At 62.7% G+C, this 26,645-nt stretch carries 24 protein-coding genes; 12 read left to right on the forward strand and 12 right to left on the reverse strand.

The features are described 5' to 3' along the window. Positions 1 to 4: 4 nt before the first annotated feature. Genes EOE18_RS15745 through gluQRS form a run of 3 tightly spaced genes read right to left on the reverse strand, consistent with a single transcriptional unit; the run spans position 5 to position 1,699 of the window. Positions 5 to 589: a cob(I)yrinic acid a,c-diamide adenosyltransferase gene (locus tag EOE18_RS15745; protein ID WP_127711273.1), complete on the reverse strand. Its 585-nt coding sequence runs from the start codon at positions 587 to 589 to the stop codon at positions 5 to 7. Between the two features lie 9 nt (positions 590 to 598). After that, the gene (locus EOE18_RS15750) at positions 599 to 832 is read right to left on the reverse strand and encodes an HIG1 domain-containing protein (protein ID WP_127711275.1); all 234 of its coding nucleotides are present in this window, start codon (positions 830 to 832) and stop codon (positions 599 to 601) included. 30 nt (positions 833 to 862) lie between these two features. Continuing rightward, positions 863 to 1,699, reverse strand: a complete 837-nt coding sequence (gluQRS, locus tag EOE18_RS15755; RefSeq protein WP_127711277.1) for a tRNA glutamyl-Q(34) synthetase GluQRS — start codon at positions 1,697 to 1,699, stop codon at positions 863 to 865. 119 nt (positions 1,700 to 1,818) lie between these two features. Between gluQRS and EOE18_RS15760 the strand changes: the two genes are divergently transcribed. Both EOE18_RS15760 and EOE18_RS15765 read left to right on the forward strand, forming a co-directional pair. Next, positions 1,819 to 2,445: an HNH endonuclease gene (locus tag EOE18_RS15760; protein ID WP_127711278.1), complete on the forward strand. Its 627-nt coding sequence runs from the start codon at positions 1,819 to 1,821 to the stop codon at positions 2,443 to 2,445. After that, complete coding sequence (locus EOE18_RS15765) at positions 2,442 to 3,095, forward strand: MOSC domain-containing protein (protein ID WP_127711279.1); 654 nt, start codon at positions 2,442 to 2,444, stop codon at positions 3,093 to 3,095. Before EOE18_RS15760 ends, EOE18_RS15765 begins: the two co-directional genes overlap by 4 nt. A gap of 1 nt (position 3,096) precedes the next feature. On the opposite strand, the gene rpoN is transcribed toward EOE18_RS15765, so the two are convergent. Together rpoN and lptB are read right to left on the reverse strand one after the other, a co-directional pair. Continuing rightward, on the reverse strand, positions 3,097 to 4,644 hold the full coding sequence (gene rpoN / locus EOE18_RS15770) for an RNA polymerase factor sigma-54 (RefSeq protein ID WP_127711280.1): 1,548 nt from the start codon (positions 4,642 to 4,644) through the stop codon (positions 3,097 to 3,099). A 29-nt stretch (positions 4,645 to 4,673) separates the two neighbouring features. Then, on the reverse strand, positions 4,674 to 5,450 hold the full coding sequence (gene lptB, locus EOE18_RS15775) for an LPS export ABC transporter ATP-binding protein (protein WP_127711281.1): 777 nt from the start codon (positions 5,448 to 5,450) through the stop codon (positions 4,674 to 4,676). 208 nt (positions 5,451 to 5,658) lie between these two features. On the opposite strand from lptB, the gene EOE18_RS15780 reads away from it, so the two are divergent. Beyond that, positions 5,659 to 6,111, forward strand: coding sequence for a hypothetical protein (locus tag EOE18_RS15780; protein WP_246027483.1), 453 nt, complete (start codon positions 5,659 to 5,661; stop codon positions 6,109 to 6,111). Positions 6,112 to 6,227: 116 nt separating this feature from the next. After that, positions 6,228 to 7,574, forward strand: a complete 1,347-nt coding sequence (locus EOE18_RS15785; RefSeq protein WP_127711282.1) for a TldD/PmbA family protein — start codon at positions 6,228 to 6,230, stop codon at positions 7,572 to 7,574. 801 nt (positions 7,575 to 8,375) lie between these two features. Here EOE18_RS15785 and ppa read toward each other — a convergent pair. The 3 genes from ppa to EOE18_RS15800 form a co-directional block, all read right to left on the reverse strand. Next, on the reverse strand, positions 8,376 to 8,909 hold the full coding sequence (gene ppa, locus EOE18_RS15790) for an inorganic diphosphatase (RefSeq protein WP_127711283.1): 534 nt from the start codon (positions 8,907 to 8,909) through the stop codon (positions 8,376 to 8,378). 138 nt (positions 8,910 to 9,047) lie between these two features. Continuing rightward, complete coding sequence (locus EOE18_RS15795; protein WP_246027484.1) at positions 9,048 to 9,716, reverse strand: DUF1345 domain-containing protein; 669 nt, start codon at positions 9,714 to 9,716, stop codon at positions 9,048 to 9,050. A 6-nt stretch (positions 9,717 to 9,722) separates the two neighbouring features. Then, positions 9,723 to 11,708 carry a M61 family metallopeptidase gene (locus EOE18_RS15800; RefSeq protein WP_246027485.1) on the reverse strand — a complete coding sequence of 662 codons (1,986 nt, stop codon included), beginning with the start codon at positions 11,706 to 11,708 and terminating at the stop codon, positions 9,723 to 9,725. A gap of 138 nt (positions 11,709 to 11,846) precedes the next feature. Here EOE18_RS15800 and hisS point away from each other — a divergent pair, with 138 nt between their 5' ends. From hisS to EOE18_RS15835, 7 genes are all read left to right on the forward strand, one after another. Further along, on the forward strand, positions 11,847 to 13,112 hold the full coding sequence (gene hisS, locus EOE18_RS15805; RefSeq protein ID WP_127711284.1) for a histidine--tRNA ligase: 1,266 nt from the start codon (positions 11,847 to 11,849) through the stop codon (positions 13,110 to 13,112). Next, positions 13,109 to 14,173: a peptide chain release factor 1 gene (gene prfA / locus EOE18_RS15810; protein WP_127711285.1), complete on the forward strand. Its 1,065-nt coding sequence runs from the start codon at positions 13,109 to 13,111 to the stop codon at positions 14,171 to 14,173. Before hisS ends, prfA begins: the two co-directional genes overlap by 4 nt. After that, complete coding sequence (gene prmC / locus EOE18_RS15815; RefSeq protein WP_127711287.1) at positions 14,166 to 15,014, forward strand: peptide chain release factor N(5)-glutamine methyltransferase; 849 nt, start codon at positions 14,166 to 14,168, stop codon at positions 15,012 to 15,014. The genes prfA and prmC overlap by 8 nt, the downstream gene beginning before the upstream one ends. A 269-nt stretch (positions 15,015 to 15,283) precedes the next feature. Beyond that, positions 15,284 to 16,324, forward strand: a complete 1,041-nt coding sequence (locus EOE18_RS15820; RefSeq protein WP_127711289.1) for a DUF4167 domain-containing protein — start codon at positions 15,284 to 15,286, stop codon at positions 16,322 to 16,324. Positions 16,325 to 16,369: 45 nt separating this feature from the next. After that, the gene (gene lnt, locus EOE18_RS15825; protein WP_127711291.1) at positions 16,370 to 17,998 is read left to right on the forward strand and encodes an apolipoprotein N-acyltransferase; all 1,629 of its coding nucleotides are present in this window, start codon (positions 16,370 to 16,372) and stop codon (positions 17,996 to 17,998) included. Between the two features lie 38 nt (positions 17,999 to 18,036). Then, on the forward strand, positions 18,037 to 19,263 hold the full coding sequence (gene metK / locus EOE18_RS15830) for a methionine adenosyltransferase (RefSeq protein WP_127711293.1): 1,227 nt from the start codon (positions 18,037 to 18,039) through the stop codon (positions 19,261 to 19,263). A gap of 169 nt (positions 19,264 to 19,432) precedes the next feature. Next, positions 19,433 to 20,218: a universal stress protein gene (locus tag EOE18_RS15835; protein ID WP_127711295.1), complete on the forward strand. Its 786-nt coding sequence runs from the start codon at positions 19,433 to 19,435 to the stop codon at positions 20,216 to 20,218. On the opposite strand, the gene EOE18_RS15840 is transcribed toward EOE18_RS15835, so the two are convergent. The 3 genes from EOE18_RS15840 to polA all read right to left on the reverse strand — a co-directional run bounded on the left by EOE18_RS15840 (position 20,201) and on the right by polA (position 24,728). Continuing rightward, entirely contained in the window at positions 20,201 to 20,470 is a 270-nt protein-coding gene (locus EOE18_RS15840; protein ID WP_127711297.1) for a hypothetical protein, read from the reverse strand. The two genes, EOE18_RS15835 and EOE18_RS15840, sit on opposite strands and share 18 nt — an antisense overlap. A 302-nt stretch (positions 20,471 to 20,772) precedes the next feature. Next, positions 20,773 to 21,879, reverse strand: a complete 1,107-nt coding sequence (locus EOE18_RS15845) for a mechanosensitive ion channel family protein (RefSeq protein ID WP_127711299.1) — start codon at positions 21,877 to 21,879, stop codon at positions 20,773 to 20,775. Continuing rightward, positions 21,876 to 24,728 (reverse strand): DNA polymerase I, encoded by a 2,853-nt coding sequence (polA, locus tag EOE18_RS15850; RefSeq protein WP_127711301.1) that lies wholly within the window; start codon positions 24,726 to 24,728, stop codon positions 21,876 to 21,878. Before polA ends, EOE18_RS15845 begins: the two co-directional genes overlap by 4 nt. 281 nt (positions 24,729 to 25,009) lie before the next feature. Between polA and EOE18_RS15855 the strand changes: the two genes are divergently transcribed. Beyond that, the gene (locus EOE18_RS15855) at positions 25,010 to 25,198 is read left to right on the forward strand and encodes a hypothetical protein (RefSeq protein ID WP_127711303.1); all 189 of its coding nucleotides are present in this window, start codon (positions 25,010 to 25,012) and stop codon (positions 25,196 to 25,198) included. A gap of 178 nt (positions 25,199 to 25,376) precedes the next feature. Here EOE18_RS15855 and EOE18_RS15860 read toward each other — a convergent pair whose 3' ends face one another. Then, complete coding sequence (locus tag EOE18_RS15860) at positions 25,377 to 26,504, reverse strand: serine hydrolase (RefSeq protein WP_246027486.1); 1,128 nt, start codon at positions 26,502 to 26,504, stop codon at positions 25,377 to 25,379. Positions 26,505 to 26,645 lie beyond the last annotated feature (141 nt).

Here is a 26,645-nt window from a genome sequence, read left to right on the forward strand (position 1 = left end):
AAAATTAGCCCTGCCTGCTGGCGCCCGGCACCCATAGCACATCGGCGGCACCATCGTCATTCACAGCCCGCCCCAGAACGAAGAGATAATCCGACAAGCGGTTGATATAGGCCAGAGCTTGCGGATTGACCGGAACCTCTGCTGCCAGAGCGACACAGGCCCTTTCGGCACGGCGCACGCTGGCGCGGGCGATATGGACGCGGGCGCCCGCTTCTGTGCCACCGGGCAGGATAAAGCTGGTAAGCGGGGCGAGGTTTTCGTTGATCGCGTCAATCGCCTGTTCCAGCCATGCGACCTGTTCGGGAATGATGCGCAGGGTCATGGGGGATGGCGTAAAATCTTCCCCCAATGTGCCTAGGGGCGTTGCCAGATCCGCGCCCAGATCGAACAGGTCATTCTGCACCCGCAACAGGCTGGCGCGATGCCCGCCTTCCAAGGCCAGCACTGCCAGACCTATCGCGCAATTGGCCTCGTCTACGCTGCCGATCGCTTCCATGCGGGCGTCTTGCTTACCCACCCGCGATCCATCCACCAGCCCCGTCGTGCCGGAATCGCCCGTGCGGGTGTAAATCTTGTTCAACTTGACCAAAAGACCATCCTATCGACTTGCCGCCAGCAGTACCGCCACCACGATCACCGCCAGCGCCTGAAATTTGATGCGGGAGAACATCATCTCGTTCTGGCGCAATTGCATCACGCTGGGGCCTGCGGCGGGATCATCATCCAGCTCGGCCCGCGTGGATTGCAGAAAGGCGGCGATGCCTTTGACCAGACTGATCACCACGTAAACCATCGCGATGACGATGATCGGCACCAGAACAAATTTGCTCATCTCCCGGCTCCTTCTCTTTTCTTGTGGGCATCAGCCTACGCCCATCGACAGACAAAGGCCAGCGGGCAAGCGCCTGTCCCGCAGGGCAGCGGCCAAGGCCCTGCCATCCTCGCCCGCGCGCCGCCGGTCGGCCAAGGAAGGCGAGCCGCGCCTCTTGGCCAGCTTGCGCCCGTCCGGCTCCACCAGCAGCGCATGGTGATGCCAGCGCGGCACCGGCAGGCCCAGCAAGGCTTGCAACAGGCGGTGAACATGGCTGGCATGGAACAGATCGGCCCCGCGGGTTACCAAGGTGATGCCATCGGCGGCATCATCCAACGTGGCGGCCAGATGATAGGAGGCGGGGGCCTCCTTGCGCAGCAAAACCACATCGCCAAAGGGGGCGGGATTGGCGGTTTGCGGTCCGGCCAGTGCATCTTCCCACACCAACGGTCCGGCCAGCGCGACGGCGGCTTGCATATCCAGACGCCATGCTGCCCCGTCCGGCGGCACATCCTGCCCGCGACAGGTGCCGGGATAGACCAGCCCGTCAGGCCCCTGCAGTGTCGCCGCCGCTGCGATCTGCGCGCGGGTGCATTGGCAGGGGTAGAGAAGCCCCATAGCTTTGAGCCGCTCCGCCGCCGCGCCATAGCTGGCGAGCCTTTGCGACTGGAACACCACCGGCCCGTCCCATGTCAGCCCCAGCCATACCAGATCCTGCAGCGCTTCCTCGACCAGTTCGGGGCGGCTACGGGTGCCGTCAATATCCTCGATCCGCAGCAGGAATTCGCCTCCGCCCGCCCGCGCCAGATCATGCGCGGTGATGGCGGACAGGGCATGGCCCAGATGCAGCGAACCATTGGGGCTGGGGGCGAAACGGGTGCGGATCATGCTATGCCTCATCCTGTGGATTTTGCCCCAAGGCAAGGCTTGACCTGAAGCCATTCCCGTTGTTCACTCATGCCCATGACTTGTCGCCAAACCGTCACGCGCTGTTGGTATCAGGAGCCATGCTCAAGGCGGAGCTGATCGAGCGCGCGGCTCATTACCGCAGCGCAGGGGATGACCCCTCCCGCCCTTTGGGCGTTTCCCGCCATTTGCAAGATTGTCCCGCGCTGGTTTTGAACGCGGATTATACGCCGCTCTCCTATTATCCGCTCAGCCTTTGGCCATGGCAAACCGCGATCAAGGCGGTGTTTCTGGAAAGGGTGGACATTATCGCCAGTTACGAGCGGGAGGTGCGCTCGCAGGCTTGGTCCATGCCGCTGCCCTCGGTCATCGCGTTGCGGCAATATGTCAAACCCAATGAATTTCCCGCTTTCACCCGTTTCAATGTTTTCCTGCGCGACAAATTCGCCTGCCAATATTGCGGCAGCCCGCATAACTTGACCTTTGACCATGTCTTGCCGCGCCGATTGGGCGGGCGCACCTCTTGGGAAAATATCGTCGCGGCCTGCTCGCCCTGCAATTTCGAAAAAGGCGGGCGCACCCCCAAACAGGCCAATATGCCTTTGCTTACCCCGCCGATCCGCCCCACCAGTTGGCAATTGCAGGAAAGGGGCCGCGCCTTTCCGCCCAACCATCTGCATGAAACATGGCGCGATTGGCTTTATTGGGATATTGAGCTGGAGGCATGAGCCTTCACCCCGAAATTCTGGCCGTGATGACCGGCCAAGTCGCCCCTTTCCGCAACGAAGACGAGCCGAGCGCCATTGCCAAGCAACCGGTGCAAGGGCCGGTGCGCGTGGGCTTTCTGGGGCTGGAGGGTGATGAGCAGGCCGACCGCAAACATCATGGCGGGCCGGACAAGGCGCTGCACCATTACGCTTTTGACCATTACGCGGGCTGGGCTGAACATCTGGGCGATCATCCGTTGCTGGCTGCGCCCGGCGGCTTTGGCGAGAATATCAGCACTTTGGGCCTGACCGAGGATCAGGTGCTGTTGGGCGACAGGTTCCGGCTGGGCACGGCGCTGATCGAGGTGAGCCACGGGCGCCAGCCTTGCTGGAAACTGGGGCATCGTTTCGGCTATGCGCCTTTGGCGGCAAAGATCGTGCAGAATTTGCGCTCGGGCTGGTATTACCGCGTGCTGGAAGAAGGCGTGGTGCAGGCGGGCGACCGGCTGGAACTGGTCGAGCGCGGGCTGGAGGCTTGGCCGGTGTCGCGCCTGTTCCATGTGATTATCGGCGGCGGACATAAGGCGGACCGCAGCGTCTTGCCCGAATTGGCCGCACAGCCCTTGCTGGCGGAAACATGGCGGGTGCGGGCGGCGGAGTTGCAGCGCTGATCTAGCGCTTGCCCGCAATCGCTTTCTGTCTGCGGCGCTGCACCGAGGAGCCAAGCCCAATCGCCTCGCGATATTTGGCCACGGTGCGGCGCGCCAGATCATAGCCGCGCTCTTTGAGCAGATCGACCAGCGTATCGTCGGACAGGATCTTCTTGGGGTCCTCATTGTCGATCAATTGCTTGATCGCGGCCTTCACCGCCTCGGCCGACACCGCGCCCTCGCCATCGGAGGAGGCCACGCCGGACGTGAAGAAATATTTCAGCTCAAACGTGCCGCGCGCGCAGAGCAGGAATTTGTTCGAGGTGACGCGGCTGACGGTCGATTCATGCAGGCCCACCGCCTCGGCCACCGCGCGCAGGGTCAGCGGTTTTAAATGCGAAACCCCGTGGCGGAAAAAGCCGTCCTGCTGCTTCACCAATTCGCTGGCCACTTTCAGGATGGTCTTGGCCCGCTGGTCCAGCGCCTTGATCAGCCAATTGGCATCGGCCAGCTTTTCCGACAGCCAACCGCGATCCTGTTTCCCTTGGCCGGATTTGCCGCCGCAAACGCCCCGCATTTCCACATAATAGCTGCGGTTGACGATCAGGCGCGGCAAGGTTGCCTGATTGAGCACCACATTCCAGCCTCCATCGGCGCTGGCGGTGATCAGAATATCGGGCACCACGGCTTCCGCCACGCCGCCGCCAAAGCGCAGGCCCGGCTTGGGATCGTACTGCCGCAATTCGCGCAGCATATCGGCAAAGTCTTCCTCGTCCACGCCACACATTTTGCGCAGGCGGGGCAATTCGCCGCGCGCGATCATGTCCAGATTGGCGATCATGCGGGCCATGGCGGGGTCATAGCGGTCGGCTTCCTTGGCCTGTAGCGCGATACATTCCGACAGGTTGCGCGCGCCCACGCCGGTCGGGTCCAGACTTTGCACCAAGGCCAGCGCGGCCTCCATCTCGGCCAAAGGTACTTGCAGGTCGCTGGCCAATTCCTCCAGCGCGATGGGCAGATAGCCCGCCTCGTCCAGCTGGTCGATCAGGAAGCGGGCGATGAAGCCCAGTTTGGCATCGCGGGCCACCGCGCCGATCTGGGCATGGAGATGCTCGGCCAAAGTGCTTTCGCCGGTGCCATGCTCGTCAATGCCCGGCGCCTCGCCGCCGCCGGAAACGGGGGCATCCCCGCCCAAATTGTCCCCGCCATCATAGGGGCCTTCATAGGCCGGTTCGGCGGCCTGTCCGGTGCTATCGCCGGTGTCGCGGTCGATATCCAGCGCGCTGGCGTCCACATCCAGCGGGCGATCCTCCGCCGCGCGGCCTTCACCGATCAATTGATCGACGGGGGAGGTTTCCAGCGTGGTGCGGCGCGCTTCTTCCGGCAGGGCGGGGGCTTCGGGTGGCCCCGCCTCGGCCAGATCCAGCAAGGGGTTGGCGTCCAGCGCCTCGCCGATAAAGGTTTCGATTTCCAGATTGGACAGGGCCAGTAGCTTGATCGCCTGCTGCAATTGCGGCGTCATCACCAGACTTTGTGCCTGGCGCAGGTCTAGGCGCGGCCCCATTGCCATGCGCTATCCCTTATGTCCGGCGCTGCGGATCAAAGCGTGAAGCCTTCGCCCAGATAGAGGCGGCGCACATTCTCATCGGCCACCAGCGCTTCGGGGCTACCGGCAAACAATACTTGCCCGCCATAGATGATGCAGCCACGGTCGCAGATTTCCAGCGTTTCGCGCACATTATGGTCGGTGATCAACACGCCGATCCCGCGCTGTTTCAGATCATGCACCAGATGGCGGATGTCGGCGATGGACAAAGGATCGATACCGGCGAAAGGCTCATCCAGCAGCATGATCGACGGCTTGGCCGCCAGCGCGCGGGCGATTTCCGCACGGCGGCGCTCCCCGCCTGACAGCGCCATCGAAGGGCTGGAACGCAGGCGGGTAAGCCCGAATTCCTCCAGCAGCTTTTCCAGCTCTGCCTCGCGCGTGGCGGGATCGGGTTCGACCAGTTCGAGCACGGTAGAAATATTCTGTTCCACCGATAGCCCACGGAAGATCGAGGTTTCCTGCGGCAGGTAGCCCAAGCCCAGAATCGCGCGGCGATACATGGGCAGATGGGTGATATCGATGCCGTCCAGCAGGATGCGGCCCGAATCGGGGCGGACCAGACCCATGATGGAGTAGAAACAGGTGGTCTTGCCCGCGCCATTGGGGCCCAAAAGGCCCATCACCTCGCCCTTGGCCACCTCCAGCGAGATGTCGGTCAGCACCGCGCGCTTGTCATAGCTTTTGGCGATGGAGACGACCTGAAGCCCGCTAAAGGCGGTATTTGCGGGGGCGAGCGTGGCTTCGCTGGAGAGGGTGGAATTTGTCATGCTTGGATATTTTAGGAGCCTGCGCGGCGATGGGCAAGGCTTGGCTCAAGATCGAGGCAAATTTGGCAGGTTTCCTGCATGACAAATCGACGGGCGCGCCTTTCGCACCTCTCGCAAATCCGCTTGCCTGCGGGCGGCTTCGGTGTTCTACTTTGGTCCATAATAAACGGGCTCCCGACAATCGGGGCCCAAAAATGGGAGTGGGCCAATGGCCAAGGCATGGCATGATTTTTATGCCGACCCCGACATAGGGGATATGCAGCCCTATGCCCGATGGGATCGGGAGCTTGGGGGCTTGGAGCATCATAAGGGCAAGGTGCCGGACTCGAATCTGCGGGATTGGCGCAAGCAGATCAGCGACCATATCGCCTATGGCCTGCTGGTTTACACCGGCTTGCAGATTTTCTTGACCATCGCGGCGCTGCGTCAGGAAAGCACGTCCTTGCTGCCCTATCTGGCGCTGGTGATTCTGGTGGGGGCGATTATTCCGGCCTGCCGCATGGTGGAACGCCGCTGGACCTGCCTGAGCGAGATCGAGGCCCGCGATCCCGCGCGCGAGATGGCCTATCGGCGCGACCGGATGATGGTGTGGATGGCGGCGATTGGCATGCCCTTTGCCCTGTCGGGCCTGTTCCGCGTTTTGGCGATGGTGTTCGGTTGAGAGCAAAGGCCGCCGTGCCGGTTGCTCTCGCAAGATCAGGGGGCTAGAGCTACGCTCCATTATCGCCGCCGGTTCGTGTTGCACCGGCGGTCACGCAAAGGAGTGTTGCTCTCGCCATGCTGACATCTGCCCAGGCTCAGGAGCGGGCCGAGGCCCTGATCGCACGCGCCCGCAAGGCTGGCGCGGATGCTGCGGACGCTGTTTACATTGCCGATGCTTCGGAAAGCGTGTCGGTGCGTCTGGGCAAGCTGGAGGATGTGGAGCGTTCCGAAAGCGAGCATATCGGGCTGCGGGTGTTTGTCGGGCGGCGTTCGGCCTCGATCGGATCGTCGGATCTGTCGGATGCGGCTTTGAGCGAGTTGGCGGCCCGCGCGCTGGATATGGCGGGGCAGGCGCCCGAAGATCCCTATGCTGGTCTGGCGCCCGAAGAGATGCTGTTCAAAGGGCCGGTGCCCGATCTGGACCTGTTTGACGCGGAAGAGCCCAGCCCGCAGGCCCTGCGCGCCATGGCCGAGGAGGCCGAGGACGCCGCCCGTGCCGTGGCTGGCGTGACCAACAGCGAGGGTGCGGGCGCGGCCAGCGGCGCGGTGGTGATGGCTCTGGCCACCAGTCACGGCTTTTCCGGCGGATACCAAGGCACGAGCCGTTCGGTCAGCGCCAGCGTGGTGGCGGGCGAGGGCGGCCTGATGCAGCGCGACTATGCCTATCGCACCGCGCGCCACGGGGCGGACCTGCCCTCCAGCGCCTTCATCGGCCAACAGGCGGGTGAACGCGCGGTGGCGCGGGTCAATCCGGCCAAGCTGAAAAGCGGCTCCATGCCGGTGGTGTTCGATCCGCGTGTGGGCGGGTCGCTGCTTGGGCATTTGCTGGGGGCGATGTCGGGCGCAGGGATCGCGCGCAAGGCCAGCTTCCTGCTGGGCAAGCTGGACGCGCAGCTTTTCGACAGCAGCATCCTGATCATGGACGAACCCCACCGCCTGCGCGGCCTGCGTTCGCGCCCGTTTGATGGCGAGGGCCTGCCCACCGCCTCGCGCGCGCTGGTGCAGGATGGCAAGCTGACTGGCTGGCTGGTGGAAAGCGCCTCGGCCCGCCAATTGGGGCTGACGCCCACCGGCCATGCCTCGCGCGGGGGCAGCGGCGCGCCGGGCGTGGCGCCCAGCAACCTGCATCTGGCGGCGGGTAGCGTCTCGGTAGCCGATCTGATCGGCGATATTGCCGATGGCGTCTATGTCACCGAATTGATTGGCCATGGCGTCAACGGCGTGACCGGCGATTACAGCCGAGGCGCCTCCGGCTTTCGCATTCAGGGCGGCGAGATCACCGGTCCCGTGGCCGAGTTCACCGTGGCGGGCAATCTGCTGGATATGTTCAAGGCGATGGTGCCGGCCGACGATCTGGAATGGCACCGTTCGATCAATGTGCCCACCATTCGCGTGGACGGGTTGATGATTGCGGGGGATTGAGCGGGGGTTTTGGGTTCCGGTGCGTTTTGCCTCCGGCGGGCGTTTTATGCCTCCGGCGGGCAAAGGGCGGGGGCCCTTTGCAATCCCTTTAATGGGTGGCGCTGGGTTCGGTAGGTGGCGCTGTGGCTGAATTTTAAGGCCGCTGCGCGGCGGGGGATGGTCGGAAAGGGTTGGGACGTGGACATCCACCCGCAAAATGGCCATGCTGCAAGTGCTTCCCTGCTATCGTATAATTCCTCGGTCGCGCATCCACTTAGAGATAGCACTAACGCCCGCGACGATGCCGACTATTCCTATCGTCGCCGTGAATTGGACGAATAAGGATTCGTCGTCCGCATGGTCGACCAGTAAAGGTCCGGTAATCAACAAGCCGATGGATGCGCCTAAAGCAAGTGCCGCTACCAGCGCTCTTGCTTTCGTCGAAATCTGCGCGTTCCAAATCCAACGTAACAGGCGCATTCTCAAGTTCCCTGAAATACGACCATATCAGCATTAGAGAGTTTGGGTTATCCTGTCGATGTCCGTGAAGGAGCGCTTGCTGCCATACCGGCGACGGCTATTTTGGCACAGCATCCAGAACGTCTCTTTTCTTCCCGCGAAGCGGTTTACCTGTCTCTACGCCACAGCCAAACACAACGCCAAGCCCATAGCGCAGTCCATTATCGGGATTGCAAAGGGACGAGTCCCTTTGCCCGCCGGAGGCATAAAACGCCCGCCGGAGGCAAAAACACCAACCGCCCACAAACAAAAAAGGGCGGAGAGAAACTCCCCGCCCTTTTCCTAGCTCAAAAAGCAAAAGGCTTATTCGCCAGCCTGATAGCGCTCGATGGCTTCCAGCACGATGGTGCGGGCGGCTTCGGCATTGCCCCATTCGCCCACGCGCACCCACTTGGTCTTTTCCAGATCCTTATAGTGGGTGAAGAAATGTTCGACCTGCTGGGCGATGATCGCGGGCAGATCTTCCTTTTCCTTCACGTTGGAATAATAGGGGAAGGTCTTGTCGTCGGGCACGCAGAGCAGCTTTTCATCGCCGCCGGCTTCGTCTTCCAGATTGAGCACGGCGATGGGGCGGGCGCGCACCACCGAACCGGGCACAAACGGCCAGAGCGAGATGACCAGCGCGTCCAGCGGGTCGCCATCGGGCGAGAGCGTGTGGGGCACAAAGCCATAGTTGGCGGGATAGCGCATCGGCGTGTGCAGGATGCGGTCCACGAACAGCGCGCCGGCATCCTTGTCGAATTCATACTTCACCGGCTCGCCGCCGGCAGCCACTTCGATAATGACGTTCAGGCTCTCGGGCGGGTTCTTGCCGACAGAAATTTTGCTGATGTCCATGGCACCGTCTTTATTTGTGAGTGCGGCACAGCCCATTGCCAATGCCGCGCAGAATCTGCGGATCAGGCCCTAGCCGCGCCTAGGGATGATTGCAACCGGGCCAAAGTCGTAAGCTTTTCAGCGGCACTAGCCTGCCAATCAACCGCCAGCGGTGACATTGATGGTGAAAGCCAGCACGATCAGATTGTAAAAGAAGGCCGCCACCCCATGCACCATGCAAGTGCGGCGGATGGCGCGGCTGGTGATGGCAATGTCGGAAGTGGCAAAGGCCATGCTGACCGTGGCGGCGAAATAGGCGAAATCCCAGAAATCGGGCGCGCCACTCTCGGCCTCGGCGGGAAAGACTAGGCCGCCAGTGGAGTTTTCGCGGTAACAGAGATGGGCGTAATGCAGCGTGTAGATCGCGGTGGTAAAGCCCCATGCGACCAACAGGCTGCCCAGAACCAATGCCAGCTGCAGCTTGCGCTCCACCCCTTGCGCCGCGCGGGCGAAGGGCAGATCGACCAGCAGCGCGGTAACAATCACCAGCATGACCACGCTGGTGATGATCAGCACGGCAAGCCGGTTGGTATCATTCTCCCGCGCATGGCGGCGCACCTGTGCGGCGCTGCTGTCGCGGGCAAAGGGGGCCAGCGAGGCGAGAAAACCCAGCGCCGCCAGATCGAAACCGACCAGCACCGCTTGGCCCCAGCGCAGGCCCCCCAAACCGAAACAGGCCATCGCCAAGCCGCCCGCCAGTAGAAACAAGGCAAAACGGGTGGGCAGGATCCAGCTTTGCTGCCGATCCGCTTGGCGATGATTGTTCACGTCCGGTTATTTACCCTTGGCTTTGGCCCCGCCTGCATTGGCCGCCAGCCTTTTGGGCGCCAGCAACAGGTCCAGACCGGCCACGCTTTTCGCATCGCCCTGCTTTTCCAGCCAAGGATAGCGCAGACCATCGTGATAATCGATGTTGATCGTGCTCACCTTGTCGCCGCGCTGGGTGATCAGGGTGATCGGCTTGTCATTGCCCTTGGCGGCGGTGATCGCGGCCTTCATCGCATCCTCGCCATAGGCGCTGCCATTGACCGACAGGATCTTTACCCCCGTCACAAGGGCAGCGTTGAAAGCGGGGCTGTCCCAACGGGTGGAGGTGACCTTGCCCTCACGGTCGATAGTCACGCCCAGCGAATGGGTCAGCACCAGCGACTTGCCCGCGGCAAAGCGGCCCTTGTCATAGGGGTTGGGCGTGTCTTTCCACACCAGCTTGTAACCGCCCTTTTCAATCCCGCCCAGCGGCACCGGCTGACCGGGCTGGTTCATATGGGTGTCCAGGAAAGTGGCCCAGTCATAGGCGTAAATGCCGTTGAGCGTCTTGGCCACTTCGGCAAAGTCATAAGTCACCTCGCCCCAATCGCCATTCTTGATGCCAAAGAAGGCCTTGGCGAAATCGTCCAGACCTTTGGCGCCCTTGGTGCCTTCGCGGATGATCTGGTCCACCTCCAGCCACATCAGCGCGCCTTCGACATAATAGTCTTCATTGCGGTTGATGCTGGCATAGGGCTTGGGGCGGCGGCCCGAGATGATCGGGTCAAAGGTGGTGTCCTCCACGCTGCGCCATTCGCGGCCCGGCCATTGGGTGAACATGCCCGCATTGCTGGCAAAGGCGCCCAGAATGGCTTCCTTGCTCTGGATGCCCGAACGCGCGGCCAGCACATAGCCCCAGAACTGGGTCTGGCCTTCATAGACCCACAGCAGATTGTCGCGCATCGGTTCGCGGAAATCGGGCGTCCACAATTGCGCCGAGCGGCGGAACTTGCCGTCCCAACTGTGGCTATATTCGTGGCTGATCACATTGCGGGCAAAGTCATGCTCTTTCCACTCGGTCCAGCTTTTGGGCATCATCGCGTTTTCGCTGGAGCGGTGATGCTCCAGCCCGATGCCGCCCATGCGGTCGGTCAGCGCCAGCAGGAAGTCGTAATGGTCGAAATGCTGGGCGCCGAAAGTGGCCCAAGCCTCTTCGACCAGCGCCTTGTAGCTGTCGAGATGTTCGGGCTTGATTGCCAGCAATTCCGCCTTGTCGGCCACGGCATTCATTGCCACGCCACGCCCAAGGTCGAACCGCTTGAAATAAGCGCCGGCAAAGATCGGCGAATCGACCAAAGCCTCATAATCGATGACGTCCCACGTCACCTTCTGCCCGTCCACCTTCTTGCCATCCAGGGCCGTGGCCACTTCCCAGCCCTTGGGGAAAGTGACGGTGGGCTTGAACTTGATCTGGCGGGTGTAATGGCCTGCGGGATAAAGGCTCATGCGGTCCCATTGCAGGTTGAGCATTTCCTGCGTCATCGAAATGCGCCCTTCGCCGCCTGCCACGGGCGAGGTGTGGACGAATTTGGCCACCACTTCCTTGGTGCCTGCGGGCAGATCGATGTGGAAGGCAAAGATTTCCACCGGATCGCGCCACCATTTCACCGGCTTGCCATCGATGAAGAAGCGGACGTCGTTCAACTGGTCGATCGTGCCGCTGGGGCTGTGATGGCCCGGAATCCATTGGGGCAGCTGCAAAGTCAGCCGCGTGGCCCCCGCCGCCACCGGCACGGTTTCGACCACGCGATAGACGCCGCGCGCGGTATCGCTGGCGTCAATATCCAGCGTGATCACGCCCGGATAGGGCTTGTCCTGCGCATCGGGCACATTGTGCGGCACAGGCTGGGCCATCGGCATCGAGCGTTCAGCATGAGCGGTGGAAAGGGACAGGGCGGCCAGCGCCAGAGCGGCCGTGCTGCGGAGCGAGGTTTTCAGCATGATTTTGTTCATGGGCACACTTCATGACGCGAAGCGGGGCGCTCTGCAATATGTCGGACATACGTTATTGACGCTATTGTCAGTAGGGCGCTTTTGCCGCGCTCCACTGGCCTCTTGCAGCCAATGGGGGCGGCGGCTAACAGGCGCGCCATGAGCAAGAGCGAAAACACCACCCGTATCGAGACTCCGCAGGCCATTCGCGGCACACAGGACATCTTTGGCCCCGATGCCGATGCCTTTGCCCATGTGGTGGAAACTTTCGAGCGCGTGCGCCGTCTGTACCGTTTCCGCCGCGTGGAAATGCCGGTGTTTGAAAAAACCGCCGTGTTCAGCCGCAGCCTTGGCGAGACGACCGATGTGGTGTCGAAGGAAATGTATTCTTTCGAGGATCGCGGCGGGGAATCGCTGACCCTGCGCCCCGAATTTACCGCAGGGCTGGCGCGGGCCTATATCACCAATGGCTGGCGCCAATATGCGCCGGTGAAGCTGGCTACGCATGGGCCTTTGTTCCGTTACGAGCGCCCGCAAAAGGGCCGCTATCGCCAGTTCCACCAGATTGACGCCGAGATTATCGGTGCGGCCGAGCCCACGGTGGATGTCGAATTGCTGGTGATGGCCGACCAGTTGTTGAAGGAACTGGGCATTGCCGATGGGGTGACGCTGACGCTCAATACGCTGGGCGATGCGGAAAGCCGTGAGGCATGGCGCGCGGCGCTGATTGAATATTTCCGCGCGGTGAAGGCTGATCTTTCGGAAGATTCGCAGGAGCGGCTGGAAAAGAACCCTTTGCGGATTTTGGACAGCAAGGACCCGCGCGACAAGGTTTTTGTGGCCGATGCCCCGCGCATCGACGATTTCCTGAACGCAGAGGCGCAGGACTTCTTTGCCGCCGTCACCAGCGGGCTGGATGCGGCGGGCGTAGCATGGGAACGCAATGGTGCGCTGGTGCGCGGCCTTGATTATTACCGCCACACCGCCTTTGAATTTGTCACCACCCGTCTGGGCGCGCAGGGCACCGTGCTGGGCGGCGGGCGCTATGATGGCCTGATGGAGTCGCTGGGCGGCCCTGCCACCCCCGCCGTGGGCTGGGCTGCGGGGATTGAGCGACTGGCGATGTTGGTGGGTGAACTACCGTATGACCGATCGGATGTCGCGGTGGTTGCTGAAAGCCGAGAGCGTGAGGTTGACGCCAGCGTTCTGGTAGCAGCCTATCGCCGAGCCGGCTTTTCGGCTGAAGCTTTTGTAACCGGTAGCCCTCGCAAACGCTATGACAAGGCCCAGAAGACGCAGCCGCACACTATTGTTTCGTTAGATTTTCGCGACCAGCAATATGTAAACGGCTTTAAATGTGATGAAGCGCTATACCCCAAAATGGCGGAGGTGCAGGCCATTTTGGATCACTTCATAAAAGCATGACCATGACCGATGCCCGTCTGGGGCAGATCACCCACCGCTTTGCCGAGTTGGAGGCGCGCCTTGCCTCCGGCACGCTGGAGGGTGCCGATTTTGTGGCCGCCAGCCGCGATTATGCCGAGCTGGAGCCGGTCGCCCGTATCGCCGCGCAGGTCGTCTCCATGCGCCGCGAACAGGCCGAGCTGCTGGAGCTGGATGATCCGGACATGCGCGAACTGGCCGAGGAGGAACTGGCGCGGCTGAAACTGGCCTTGCCCGAGGCCGAGCGGGCGCTCTCCATCGCCATGCTGCCGCGTGACACGGCGGACAGCCGCCCCGCCATGCTGGAAATCCGCGCGGGCACCGGCGGGGACGAGGCCGCGCTTTTCGCCGCAGACCTCTATCGCATGTATGAACGCTTTGCCGCCGAACAGGGCTGGCGGGTGGAAATGGTCAGCGCCAATGCCAGCGAAGTGGGCGGCTTTAAAGAAGTGGTGGCCAATGTCGCGGGGCAGGGGGTTTTCGCCAAACTGAAATTTGAAAGCGGGGTGCATCGCGTGCAGCGCGTGCCCGTGACCGAAAGCGGCGGGCGCATCCATACCAGCGCGGCCACGGTGGCGGTGCTGCCCGAGCCGGACGAGGTGGATGTGCAGATCGAGGCTAATGACCTCAAGATCGACATCTATCGCGCCAGCGGCGCGGGCGGGCAGCATGTGAACACCACCGATTCGGCGGTGCGTATCACCCATTTGCCTACCGGTCTGGTGGTGATTTGCCAAGACGAGCGCAGCCAGCACAAGAACAAGGCCAAGGCGATGCAGGTCTTGCGCGCGCGCCTCTATGAAAAAATGCGCGATGAGGCTCAGGGGGCGGAGGCCGAGGCCCGCCGCGCCATGGTGGGCAGCGGGGACCGGTCCGAACGCATCCGCACCTATAATTTCCCGCAGGGCCGCGTGACCGACCACCGCATCAATCTGACCCTGCACCGCCTGCCCGAAGTGCTGGCGGGGCCGGGCCTTGGCGAATTGGTCGATGCGCTGATCGCCGAGGATCAGGCCAAAAGGCTGGCGGCCTTAGGTGAGTAAGGTCGCGCAGGCGCTGGTGGCGGCCACGCAGCGCCTTGCCCCCACCAGCGACACGGCCCGTTTGGATGCTGAAGTGTTGATGGCCCATGCGCTGGGTTGCAGCCGCAGCAGCCTGCTCCTCTCGCGCATGGGGGACGCCGTTCCCGAAGGTTTCGCCGCCATGGTCGAGCGTCGCGCCGCGCAGGAACCGGTGGCCTATGTTACCGGCGTTCAGGAATTCTGGGGCCTGCCCTTCAAGGTGACGCCCGACACGCTGATCCCGCGCGGGGATAGCGAAACGATTGTGGAAGCCGCGCTCGATGCCTGTCCCGCGCCCGCACGCGTGCTGGACTGTGGCACGGGCACCGGCGCGCTGTTGCTGGCGGTGCTGCATGAGCGGCCCCAAGCGCAGGGCATCGGTATCGAACGCAGCGCGGGCGCACTGGCGGTGGCGCGGGAGAATGCGGCGGCGTTGGGACTGGATGGGCGGGCTACGATGCAGGCGGGCGACTGGACGCAGGCTGGCTGGGCCGATGGGCTGGGGCGGTTTGATCTCATCCTGTCCAACCCGCCCTATGTGGAGGAAGATGCCGATCTATCCCCCAGCGTGCGCGATTATGAACCGGCCAGCGCGCTGTTTGCCGGACGCCAAGGGCTGGATGATTACGCTTGTCTGTTGCCGCAATTGCTCGATTTGTTGACGCCTGCGGGCGTAGCGGTGGTGGAAATCGGCCATCAACAGGCCGGGCCTGTCGCGCAAATTGCCGGACAAGCGGGCATGGATGCGCAACTTTTCCGTGATTTGGCCGGACGGGCGCGCGCTTTGTTGCTTTCTCGCCGCCAATTTCCCCAGTTTCCGTAAGGACGGCTTAATATTTCTCTTGGCTTTTGCCGTTATGCCCCGTAATTGATTTTCAGGACCGCCGAGGGATGCCCAACTTCCCCTCTGGTCGGTTTCCTCCAGCATTCTTGCCCGGTGGTCGATGCAAGTCGCCCCCGACACTGCAAAGTGGTTTTGGGCAAAAGTGGGGTCGACGGCTCTGGTGCAACAGGGCCGCTGCGGGAAGGTAAGAGTGGTCCGTCTGCCGACAGGGTGTCGAGCGGCGATCCGGGGTTAAGGAATACTCACCCTTGAATAACAATCGTGGGAATAACCGTCGTCGCGGCCGCGGCAATACCGGCCGGCCCCAGAACGGCGGACAGCAAGTCAACCGGATCGATAGCCGCGCCCGTGGCAATGCTCCGCAAATGCTGGAGAAATATCGCAAGCTGGCGCAGGATGCCCATTTGAATGGCGACCGCGTGCAGGCCGAATATTATCTGCAATTTGCCGACCATTATTTCCGCGTGATCGCCGACCAGCGCCTGCGTCAGGAAGAGGCCCGTGCCCGCCGTGATGAACGCTGGCAGGAAAATGGTGATGGCCCGCGTGAGGAAAGCGATGATAGCGGTGATTTCACCGTGGAAAGCGATTTCCCCTCGTTCGATGCGCCGCCGGTCTATACCCGCCGCGAACGCGAAGATCGCCCGCAGCGTGAAGATCGTCCGCAGCGTGAAGATCGTCCGCAGCGTGAAGATCGCGCACCTCGTGACAATCGGGGGGATTATCGTCAGGATAACCGCCGCCGTGAGGAAGCCCCACTGCGTGAGGAAGCCGCTGTCGAAGGTGAAGGCGTAGCAGCCGAGGCGCCCAACCCTTACGAGCCGCCCGAAAATCCTTTCCTGCGTGAAAGCCGTGGCCCGCGCGGTATGCGCCCCCGCCGCGAATCGCGTGATGATCGTGCGCCCCGTATGCCGCGTGAAGAGCGTATGCCGCGTGAGGAACGCGCTCCCCGTGAGGAACGCGCTTCGGGCGAATATGCCGCCCCGCGTGAGGATGTGGCCCCTCGCGAGGAGGCCGCGCCGCGTGAGGAACGTCGTCCCCGCCGCGAACCCCGTGCTCCGCGCGCACCGCGTGCTGCCCCCATGGCCGATGGTTCGGGGCTTGAAGCAGCGCTGCCGCCCGCCATCGGGATCAGCCGTCCGGCCGAACCCGAGGCGGTCGTATCGCCCGCACCGGTGGTAGAAGCCGCGCCGGTCGCGGTGGAGGCAGAAGCCGCCCCCGCGCCCAAGCGCCGCACCCGCCGCACGGCCAAGCCTGCGGTGGAAGCGGGCGAGGCCAGCGAAGGCTGAAGTCTTATGGGTGACGGCTTGGCTGTTGCCCGCTAAGAGCCTGCCATGGCTCTGATTGAAAACACCAAGCGCCGCGCGCGCCATGTCGCCCTGTTTGTCAAAACATGGCGGTGGCACGCAGCGGCGCTTGTCGTTTGTGGCGCGCTGGCGGCTTTGGGCTTTGCGCCTTTGGGCTGGTGGTGGGCCAGCTTGCTGGGCGTGGGCGCGCTGGTCGGCATCGTGGTGCGGGCACCGAGTTGGCGCTTGGGGTTGGCCGCAGGCTGGCTGTGGGGTGTTGGCCATTTTGTGGCGGGCAATGCATGGATCGCCACGGCCTTTACCTATCAGGCCAAGATGCCGGCATGGCTGGGCGGGGTGGGCGTGTTCCTGCTGGCGCTGTATCTGGCGATTTATCCGGCTTTGGCAGCTCTGGGCTTGTGGTTCCTGCGGGGGCGCGGCCCGTCGCGGATTCTGGGTTTTGCCGGTGCATGGACCTTGGCGGAAATGGCGCGGGGCTTTGTCTTCACCGGCTTTCCATGGAACCCTTTGGGCGTGGCGCTGCTGGGTGATGATGGTCATGCGGGGCTGGCGGCTTTGGCGCCTTGGCTGGGCACCTATGGTCTGTCGGGCCTGATGGCGGGGTTGGCGGCGGCGGCGCAGGAGGGGGTTGCTCTGTGGCCGCAGCGGCGTGGGCAGGGCGCGGCGTTGGTCTTGGCCCCTTGCGCTCTGATAGCGGGGGGCATGGCTTGGCCTGCACCGGCGGAAGTTCCCAGCGCCATTCCCTATACGCTGATCCAGCCCAATATTGCCCAGCAGGATCTGGATGATCCCGCGCATTATAACGCGCAATATCAGGCCTCGGCCCAACTATCCCGCCCGATGGCTTCGGCCAGTTACCGTTTGGGGCAGCCCCGTCTGGTTCTGTGGCCCGAAAGCGGCGTGCCGGACTATGTGCGCGATGGTTACCCTTGGTGGTATTATCAGGACACGTTTGCGGGCGATCCATCCATGGCCCGCTGGCGATTGGCGCGGGCGATTGGCGATGGCGGCTTGCTGCTGTCGGGCACGGTGGAGCTGGATTTTCAGGGCACCAATGCCGTGGGCGGGCGCAATGTGATCATGGCGCTGGATAGCAAGGGGCGGGTGCTCGATTCCTATGCCAAGGCACATCTGGTGCCCTTTGGCGAATATTTGCCGGGGCGGTCTTTCCTGAAACCCTTGGGGTTGGAACGCGTCATTCCGGGCGATTTCGATTTCCGCGCTGGCAAAGGCCCGCGCACCGTGGATCTTGGCCCGCTGGGCAAGGCGGGGATGCAGATTTGCTATGAAATCGTCTTTTCCGGCGAGGTGACCGACCGCAGCTTGCGCGCCGATTATATCGTCAACCCTTCCAATGATGGCTGGTTTGGCGCTTGGGGCCCGCCGCAGCATCTGGCGCAGGCGCGTTTGCGCGCGATCGAGGAAGGCCTGCCGGTGCTGCGCTCCACCACCAACGGGGTCAGCGCGGTGGTCGATGCCCATGGCATTGTGCGCCAAGCCGCTCCGCGCGATACGGCGGCGCGCTTTGACGGGCTGGTGCCCGCCGCCCTGCCGCCCACCCTGTTTGCGCGGGCGGGCAACATACTTCCGCTTGGGGTGGCTGTTTTTCTTCTTGCCCTCGCCGCGCTTGCTTTGCGCCGCCGCGAAGGCTATTGAGCTGCCCACATAAAGAAACCTTTATATGGCAGGCAACGATGTCCGACTTTAGGCGCAGTGACTATCTTTTCACCTCTGAAAGCGTTTCGGAAGGCCATCCCGACAAGGTGGCGGACCAGATCTCCGATGCCATTGTTGACCTGTTCCTGTCCAAAGATCCCGAGGCGCGCATCGCCTGCGAAACGCTGACCACCACGCAATTGGTGGTGCTGGCAGGCGAAATCCGCTGCAAGGGCGTGTATGAAAATGGCGCTTGGGCCGCAGGCGCCAAGGAAGAGATCGAGGCCGTGGTGCGCGCCACGGTCAAGCGGATCGGTTATGAGCAGGATGGATTCCATTGGGAAAGCTTCCGCTTTGAAAACAACCTGCATGGCCAGTCGCAGCATATCGCCCAAGGCGTGGATGCGGGCGACAACAAGGACGAGGGCGCAGGCGATCAGGGCATCATGTTTGGTTTTGCCACCGATGAAACCCCCGATCTGATGCCCGCCACGCTCTATTACAGCCACAAGATTCTGGAACGTCTGGCCGCCGACCGCCATTCGGGCGCAGCGCCTTTCCTGGAGCCTGATGCCAAGAGCCAGGTGACCTTGCGCTATGTGGATGGCAAGCCGGTGGCGGCCACCGCCATCGTCGTTTCCACCCAGCACAAGGCGGGCTATGACACGGGCGCGGGCGAGGCCGAACTGCACGCCTATGTGAAGCGCGTGGTGGATGAAATCCTGCCCGAGGGCTTCCTGTCGGACGCTACGGCATGGCACATCAACCCCACCGGCAGCTTTGAAATCGGTGGCCCCGATGGTGACGCTGGCCTGACCGGCCGCAAGATCATTGTGGACACTTACGGCGGCGCGGCCCCCCATGGCGGTGGCGCCTTCAGCGGCAAGGACCCGACCAAGGTCGACCGCAGCGCAGCCTATGTCTCGCGCTATCTGGCCAAGAATGTGGTGGCCGCTGGCCTTGCCTCGCGCTGCACGATCCAGCTGTCCTATGCGATTGGCGTGGCCCGCCCGCTCTCGCTCTATGTCGATACGGCAGGCACAGGCACGGTGGACGATGCCGCGCTGGAAGCAGCCGTGGCCAAGGTGGCCGAGGAAAAGCTGGGCGGCCTGACGCCCAAGGGCATCCGTCTGGGTCTGGGCCTCAACAAGCCGATCTATCAGCCCAGCGCCGCCTATGGCCATTTCGGCCGCAAGGCGGAAGGCGAGTTCTTCCCTTGGGAACGCACCGATCTGGTGGATGCGTTGAAAGCGGCTCTGGCCTGATAAAGGCTGAAAGTCTCATTCGCGAAGGGCGGTGGCGCAGGCAGCGCTGCCGCCCTTTTCGTATGGGCTTTTTCGGTGTGGTTTGACCTCGATCATGATAGTATGCGCCCTGCGGGAGTAAACAGAGTCCGGACGGATTTTGGATCAACCACGAGCAGGGAGACGACCCATGCGCTCTATACTGGTTTACGCCGATCGCTCAGAGGAAATGGAGAACCGCCTGCAAACCGCCTTGGGCCTTGCCCGCGCGGTCGAAGGCCATGTCAGCCTGTTGGTCGACACGCCGGTGGCCAATTTTCTGGCCATGGATGCGATGGGCGGCGGGGGCTATCTGGCCGCCGAAGCCGTGCGCGAGGCGGTGAGCCGCGATGATGCCTATGCCGACGAACTGGCCGAGCAGATGCGCCGCGAGGATGTGCCTTTCGACGTGCTGCGCGGCGAGGAGGACCCGATCGACGCCTTGGTCGAGGCCTCGCGTCTGGCCGATCTGGTCGTGCTCTCGCATGGGGCGGAACTGGCGTCGGAACTGGCGGTGGCGGGCACGCCGCCGATCCTGCTGGCCCCGCGTGGGCGGGTGTTGCAATTCCCCATCGATTGCGTGGCGGTGGCTTGGGATGGCTCTGACGAGGCAGCGGCGGCTCTGCGTGGATCGGTGCCGCTGTTGAAGCAGGCGGGAGAGGTGCATGTGCTGGTGGTGGAGGACAAGAGCGGTGTGCTGCCGCCCTTGGATGCGGTTACCTATCTGTCGCGCCATGGGGTGAAGGCCGAGGTGCAGACTATTGCCCGCGTGGGTTCGGTGGAGGAATCCTTGGCGGCAGGTGTGGCACGTGTGCGGGCCAGCCTGTTGGTGATGGGCGCTTTTGGCCATAGCCGCTTGCGCGAATTCCTGATGGGCGGGGTGACGCGCTATTTTCTGGAATTGGAAGACGGGCCTGCGCTACTGTTTGCGCATTAATGGTTCGTGAATTGGCGCTATATCGCCAATATGGCGATTGAGCCTTGCGATTCGCTGATAGGATGGCGGCGCTGGTGATTTTTCACCGGCGCCGTTTGTATTCGCATACGTATCAAATTGGTAAGCATGTTTCTGAGGGTTTTGTTTAAACATCGGAAAAGCCAGTGTTTTATTTAAATCCCGGCCGTCAGTGCGCTTTTTGCAACTTACCATGCCTTTTCCGCATTTGCGCATGTTGCGTCCGATCCGCATAGAGGACGGGCCTTTTAGGCATCCTCTCCCAAAACTTCCACGGCCCGGTCGATCTCGACTGGGCCTTTTTTTGTCTTGTTTTGGTGTGGAGCCAAATGGGTTAGGTGTTGCGCCAAAAACTTCTGCACTTGCGGTTTCTGCATGTCAAAACGCGCAATTTGCAATCAAAAGCGCTCAAATCCTCTTGCGCGCGGCAGCAAACTTACCCATAGGGAAGAGGCCTTTTAGGCATCCTCTCCCAAACTTTCCAAAGCTCGGCTCCGGCCGGGCTTTTCTTTTGCCTGTTGAACGCGTGAAGCGCCTTAGGGTTCCATGCAAAGCGCATCAGGCTGGTTTACACGCAGCCATTCCAGCATCGCCTCGCGAATCTCCGCCCGCAATGTGCCCAGCACGGAAGGGTCGGCCGCGCTGACGGTCATTTTGAGCTCTACCGAACCGACACGTGCCTCGGACATCACCAATTCGCCCACACGCCCATCCCAATGGGCCGAGGCGGCCAGAGCCGCGTGAAAAGCCTCCCGCAGGGGGGCGATGGCAAAGCCGGGGCGGATCGGCACCACCACGGGGCCAGCGATCCCGCCCACGCGGGTCCAGTTCTGGAAGGTGGAATCGAGGAATTTGACCGTGGGCACGATCAGGCGCCGCTCGTCGGCGGTGCGGATCACGACATAGGACAGGCGGATGTCCTCCACCCGCCCCTGTTCGCCATCCACCACCACCACATCGCCCATGCGAATCGGTTCGGTCAGGGCGATTTGCAGCCCCGCGATCAAGGATTTGAGCGCAGGTTGGGCCGCCGCACCCACCGCCAAGCCCATCAAGCCCGCCGATGCGATCAGCGTCGCCCCCACATGGCGCACCGCCGGTATGCCCAGCAGCATCAGCGCCAGCGTGATGAACACGATCACAAAGCCGATCGAGCGCGACAGCACGGTGATTCGCGTGCGGCGGCTGCGGGCGGTCATTTCGTCGCCGGAGGTTTCGGCGCGGCGGCTGAGCAGTTCGGCGCCGGTTTTGACCAGCGCATAAATCACCCAGCCGGTTAGTGCAGGGACGATAAAGCCCTGCACCCCGCCCCATAGCTTGGCCAGCAGGCGATCGGTCGAATCGGCCACCGCGACGCCCGCCGCCACCATGGCCCAGCGGGCCGAGTGGTAAAGCTGGGGCGCGGCCACCGATTCGGCCTGGTTATGGTTGCGGCGTCCCACGCGTTTGAGCAGCGCGAAGGCTACGCCATGGATCAGCAAAGCCACGCCAATGCCAATACCCGCCGCCATGGCGGCGTGGCTGACGCGGCCAGACCAGTGCATCACCTCGTCAAAGCTGGGCAGCGCGTCACCATCGAGCGTTTCATTCTGGAAATTGCGCAGCATTTTGCTGCCCAGACGCGCCGCATCCAGCGAGATCAATGCGCGGCCCCCCAGCTGGCGCCCACGCCGATTTCCACGCCCAGAGGCACCGAGATGTCCGCCAGTGGCATAGCTGCCTGCGCCATCACCTCGCCAATCACCTTGCGCGCGGCCTCTACGTCACCTTCGGGCAGTTCGAACACCAATTCGTCATGCACCTGCAGCAACATGCGCACATGGCCAAGGCCAGCGGCCTGCAGCGCGGGCATCATGCGCACCATGGCGCGCTTGATAATATCGGCGCAGGTGCCCTGAATCGGGGCATTGATCGCGGCGCGCTCGCTGCCCTGCCTTTCGGCCTGCGTTTTGGAATTGATGCGCGGGAACCAGCATTTGCGGCCGAACAGCGTTTCAGAATAGCTCTTTTCCCGCACGCCATCGAGCGTTTCGTGAATATAGCGCTGGATACCGGGGAAGCGGGCGAAATAGGTGTCGATCATCGCCTGCGCTTCCTCCGCCGTCACGCCCAGACGCGGGGCGAGGCCCCAGCGGCTGATGCCATAGAGGATGGCGAAATTGATCGTCTTGGCCCGCCCGCGCGTCTCGCGGTTGACCTCGCCGAACAATTCCTGCGCGGTGGCGGCGTGAATATCCTCGCCCGCAGCAAAGGCGGCCCTCAGCGCGGGAACATCGGCCATATGCGCGGCAAGGCGCAGCTCGATCTGGCTATAGTCGGCGGCCAGCAGCACATGGCCTTCCTCGGCCACAAAACAATCGCGGATCTGGCGCCCGATGGGGGTGCGGATGGGGATGTTCTGCAAATTGGGCTCCGTCGATGACAGACGCCCCGTTTGTGCCCCTACCAGACTGTAGCTGGTATGAACGCGCCCGGTGATCGGGCTGATCGCGGCCTGCAAGGCCTCGGTATAGGTGCTGCGCAATTTGGCCAGCTGGCGCCATTCCAGCACTTTGCGGGCGATGGGCACGCCTTCGGCCTCCAGCTTTTCCAGCACGGAGACATCGGTGGAATATTGGCCGCTCTTGCCCTTCTTGCCGCCCTTCAGGCCCATTTTGTCAAACAGCACCTCGCCCAATTGCTTGGGGCTGCCGATGGTGAAGGGCTCGCCTGCCAGAGCATGGATTTCGCCCTCCAGCGAGGCAATCGCTTCGGCAAATTGCGCGGAGAGGCCGGCCAGACGTTCACGGTCCACCTTGATGCCGTGGCGCTCCATTTGCGCCACACAGGCCACCAGCGGGCGGTCGACGCGCTCATAGATGCGGGTCGCGCCTTCTTGCGGCAGGCGCAGCTTGAACAGGCGGTGCAGGCGCCAGGTGACATCGGCATCTTCGGCGGCATAGGCCGTGGCGCGGTCCAAAGGCACTTGGGCGAAACTAATCGCTTTCTTGCCGGTGCCGCAAACCTCCTTGAACGGGATGCAGGCGTGGCCAAGGTGGCGCTGGGCCAACTCGTCCATGCCATGACCGCCCCCAATGCCTTCGTCGCCGCGGCCAGCGTCAAGGTCAAAGCTCATCACCATCGTATCGTCGATGGGGCTGACGGCTATTCCCCCGAAATCCTTATAGGCGCGGGCCAGCACGTTGAGGTCATATTTGGCATTCTGGCCAATTTTCAGAACGGCATCCGATTCGAGCAAAGGCTTCAAACGGGCGAGAGCTTCCGCGCGGTCGATTTGCTGCGGCGCCTCGTCAAACATGTCCGAGCCATGATGGCCCAGCGGGATATAGCAGGCCTGATTCGGCCCCACCGCCAGACTGACCCCCACCAGATCCGCGCCAATCGCGTCCAGCGCGCTGGTTTCGGTGTCAAAGGCTACCACGCGGGCGGCAAAGGCGCGGGCGATCCATGCGTCCAAGGCTTCCAGCGTTTGCACGCAGGCATAGGCGCCATGGTCGATGGGGGGCATGGGGGCGAGCGGGGTGATCGAGCCGGTTGTCGCGGCGGGGGCGCTGGCATTCACCGGTTTGGCGGGATGCAGCTGGGTCGGGCGCTCGGGGCTGCCACGGCCCGCATCAAGCCGCTTCAACAGGCTGGTGAAGCCATGTTCGCTCAGGAAATCGGCCAGAGGCTCCTTGGGGATCTCGCCCAGCGCAAAGGCTTCGAGCGGCAGCGGCAAGGGCGCATCTTCCTTCAGCGCCACCAGCACGCGGCTCAACCGCGCCATCTCGGCCTGTTCGATCAGGCTTTCGCGCAATTTGCCCGCCTTCATGGCGGGGGCGGCGGCCAGAGCGCTTTCCAGATCGCCATGTTCGACAATCAGCTTGGTAGCGGTTTTGGGGCCGATGCCGCGAATGCCGGGCACATTATCCACCGCATCGCCCATCAGGGCCAGCACATCGCCCACGCGGTCGGGCGTGACGCCGAATTTATCGGCCACTTCGGGAATGAAGATGCGGGCGTTCTTCATCGTGTCCAGCATATCGACCCGCGCGCCATTCTGGGCCACGCCGATCAACTGCATCAGATCCTTGTCCGAGGACACGATGGTGACATCCCAGCCCTGCGCTTGGGCTGCGCGGGCATAGGAGGCGATCAGGTCATCGGCTTCCAGCCCCCCTTCCTCGATCACGGGCAGCGAAAAGGCGCGGGTGGCATCGCGAATCAGGGGGAATTGCGGAACGAGATCTTCAGGGGCGGGCGGGCGATTGGCTTTATATTCGGGATAAATATCGTTGCGGAACGATTTGCCCGCCTTGTCGAGAATCACCGCCAGATGGGTCGGCCCATCGGCCTTGTGCAGGTCTTCGGCCAGTTTCCACAGCATGGTGGTATAGCCGAAAACCGCGCCAACCGGCACGCCTTGCGGGTTGGTGAGGGGGGGCAGCCGGTGATAGGCGCGAAAGATATAGGCCGAACCATCGACCAGATAGAGATGGGACCTTTTTTCCATAAAGGCCTCCATAGGCGCATATGCCCTGCGGGAAAAGCCGTGGTTTGGGCACTTATGCCCCGCCTTGAACGGGGCGTTGCGGGCAATTTGCCCCCGCCAATCGCCGGAAAGGCAAAGCAAATGCGACAGGATGTGCAGGTAAATGCAGCTAGGACTTGCATCGGGTGAACAAGCCGTTTATTTGAGCGGTGAAGTCTACTCCTGCGGTAGGCTTTCCGCACGGCGCGCCACGCATGTGGAATGTGTCGCGCGTGGTCCACTCGCTGTTCAAGGATACACACATGCGCAAGATCATTTTCGCCGCTGCCGTTGCTGGCGCCGCTCTGAGCCTGGCTGCCTGCTCGAAGACCGAAGAAGCTGCTTCGTCGGTTGATTCGGCTGCTTCGGAAGTCGCTTCGGCTGCTGACTCGGCTGCTTCGGTTGCCGATTCGGCTGCTACCGAAGCTGCTTCGGCTGCTTCGTCGAACTAATCTTTCGCGCGTAAGCGCAAAGATCTAGGTCGAGGCGCGCGGGAACTTCGAGTTCCTGCGCGCCTTTCCTTTTGTGCGCGGCACGCAGGCGCGCGAAAGGCGGATATAGAAAAAGCGCCGAATCGCTCCGGCGCTTTTTCTATGCGAATCAGGGATTTGCGGGAATTTTGGCCCGGGTTTAACGGGCCGTATTCAGCGCCAAACCCTTGGCCCCATTGGGGTAATTTTCATACAAGGCGCGGGCAATCGCCGCGATCCGCTGTTCGCGGCCCGGCTTGCCGCCCTGACCGGTCACATAAATCGCCACCGCCAAAGTGCGCCCGTCCGATGTGCGGATCAGGCCCACATCGCTGGAGGTGTTGGACAAAGTGCCCGTCTTGTGCCCGATCAACGCATCATCGGGCAGCAGCGCCTTCATACGGTGAATACCGGTCACGCAGCGGCGCATCGCGCCTAGCAGGACTTCGCGGCTCTGTGCGCTGAGCCACTGGCCTTGATAGAGGCCAGCCAGCAACACAGCCATCGCCTGCGGCGTGGTGCTGTCGCGCAGGTCGATACTGCGGGCAGGGTCCACCACGCCATCATCGCGCACCATCGTGGCAATATCGCGGTCCAGACGGATGCCTGATACGCCTACACGGCGCAGCCAGCGCGTTACCACCTGCGGCCCGCCCATCGCGGCCAGCAGCGCGTCGGTAGCATGGTTGTCGCTGCGGGTGATGGCCAGCTCGATCAATTGCTCCGCGCTCATCATCGCGCCGGGGCGCACCGGCGCCACAGCGGTGGACAGGCGGCGCGAGGGCACCGGCACCATCAGCGGATAGCGGTCATTCAGGCGATAGCGGCCCTGATCCACACCTTCGAGGAAAGCGGCAACAATCGCGATCTTGCCCGTGCTGGCCAGCGGGAAGGGTTGATCACCCATAACAGACACGCCCTGACCGCTGCCCAGATCGACCGCAGCCACGCCGATACGGCCATTGGAGGCATCGGCCAGATGGGCCAGACGCGTTTCAAACCCGCCCTGCACCATGCGCGGCGCGGGCTGGGGCGCGATGGGAGCCGAATAGGGCACGGCCGATTGCGGCGGCAAGGCGGAAATCGGTTCGGATTGGGCAAAACGTGGCGCGGCCTGTTTGGGCTCTGCCGGTGCTTCCACGCGCTTGGCCCGTTTCACCCCTGCAGGAGCGACGGGATTGCCGAACAGGCGGTCAAAGGCCTGTTCCACATTGTCCACACCATGCGAGCCACCCGCCAAAGCGGGCGCTGCCGTCACAGCCGTCAACAGCGCCAGAGCGCTAACCAAGGATGGTGTAATCCGGAGCATCATGCCTGTGTGAGTAAAGGGTTAACCTGTATTTTCTGTTACCCCGCCGCTCCGGCAGAAACCAGTGCGAACCGATGAAGCGCCCCGCGCTTGCGGCAAAATTGAAGAATGGGCCGTTTC

This window comes from Novosphingobium umbonatum, from assembly GCF_004005905.1.
In the GTDB taxonomy this organism is placed as follows: Bacteria; Pseudomonadota; Alphaproteobacteria; order Sphingomonadales; family Sphingomonadaceae; genus Novosphingobium; species Novosphingobium umbonatum.

What these genes read in the sequence shown, in the direction of transcription:
- EOE18_RS15750 (WP_127711275.1), bottom strand. Translation starts at nt 832, where the DNA reads ATGAGCAAATTTGTTCTGGTGCCGATCATCGTCATCGCGATGGTTTAC.
- gluQRS (WP_127711277.1), bottom strand. Translation starts at nt 1,699, where the DNA reads ATGATCCGCACCCGTTTCGCCCCCAGCCCCAATGGTTCGCTGCATCTG.
- EOE18_RS15760 (WP_127711278.1), top strand. Translation starts at nt 1,819, where the DNA reads ATGCTCAAGGCGGAGCTGATCGAGCGCGCGGCTCATTACCGCAGCGCA.
- EOE18_RS15765 (WP_127711279.1), top strand. Translation starts at nt 2,442, where the DNA reads ATGAGCCTTCACCCCGAAATTCTGGCCGTGATGACCGGCCAAGTCGCC.
- rpoN (WP_127711280.1), bottom strand. Translation starts at nt 4,644, where the DNA reads ATGGCAATGGGGCCGCGCCTAGACCTGCGCCAGGCACAAAGTCTGGTG.
- lptB (WP_127711281.1), bottom strand. Translation starts at nt 5,450, where the DNA reads ATGACAAATTCCACCCTCTCCAGCGAAGCCACGCTCGCCCCCGCAAAT.
- EOE18_RS15780 (WP_246027483.1), top strand. Translation starts at nt 5,659, where the DNA reads ATGGCCAAGGCATGGCATGATTTTTATGCCGACCCCGACATAGGGGAT.
- EOE18_RS15785 (WP_127711282.1), top strand. Translation starts at nt 6,228, where the DNA reads ATGCTGACATCTGCCCAGGCTCAGGAGCGGGCCGAGGCCCTGATCGCA.
- ppa (WP_127711283.1), bottom strand. Translation starts at nt 8,909, where the DNA reads ATGGACATCAGCAAAATTTCTGTCGGCAAGAACCCGCCCGAGAGCCTG.
- EOE18_RS15800 (WP_246027485.1), bottom strand. Translation starts at nt 11,708, where the DNA reads ATGAACAAAATCATGCTGAAAACCTCGCTCCGCAGCACGGCCGCTCTG.
- hisS (WP_127711284.1), top strand. Translation starts at nt 11,847, where the DNA reads ATGAGCAAGAGCGAAAACACCACCCGTATCGAGACTCCGCAGGCCATT.
- prfA (WP_127711285.1), top strand. Translation starts at nt 13,109, where the DNA reads ATGACCATGACCGATGCCCGTCTGGGGCAGATCACCCACCGCTTTGCC.
- lnt (WP_127711291.1), top strand. Translation starts at nt 16,370, where the DNA reads ATGGCTCTGATTGAAAACACCAAGCGCCGCGCGCGCCATGTCGCCCTG.
- metK (WP_127711293.1), top strand. Translation starts at nt 18,037, where the DNA reads ATGTCCGACTTTAGGCGCAGTGACTATCTTTTCACCTCTGAAAGCGTT.
- EOE18_RS15835 (WP_127711295.1), top strand. Translation starts at nt 19,433, where the DNA reads ATGCGCTCTATACTGGTTTACGCCGATCGCTCAGAGGAAATGGAGAAC.
- EOE18_RS15840 (WP_127711297.1), bottom strand. Translation starts at nt 20,470, where the DNA reads ATGCGGATCGGACGCAACATGCGCAAATGCGGAAAAGGCATGGTAAGT.
- polA (WP_127711301.1), bottom strand. Translation starts at nt 24,728, where the DNA reads ATGGAAAAAAGGTCCCATCTCTATCTGGTCGATGGTTCGGCCTATATC.
- EOE18_RS15855 (WP_127711303.1), top strand. Translation starts at nt 25,010, where the DNA reads ATGCGCAAGATCATTTTCGCCGCTGCCGTTGCTGGCGCCGCTCTGAGC.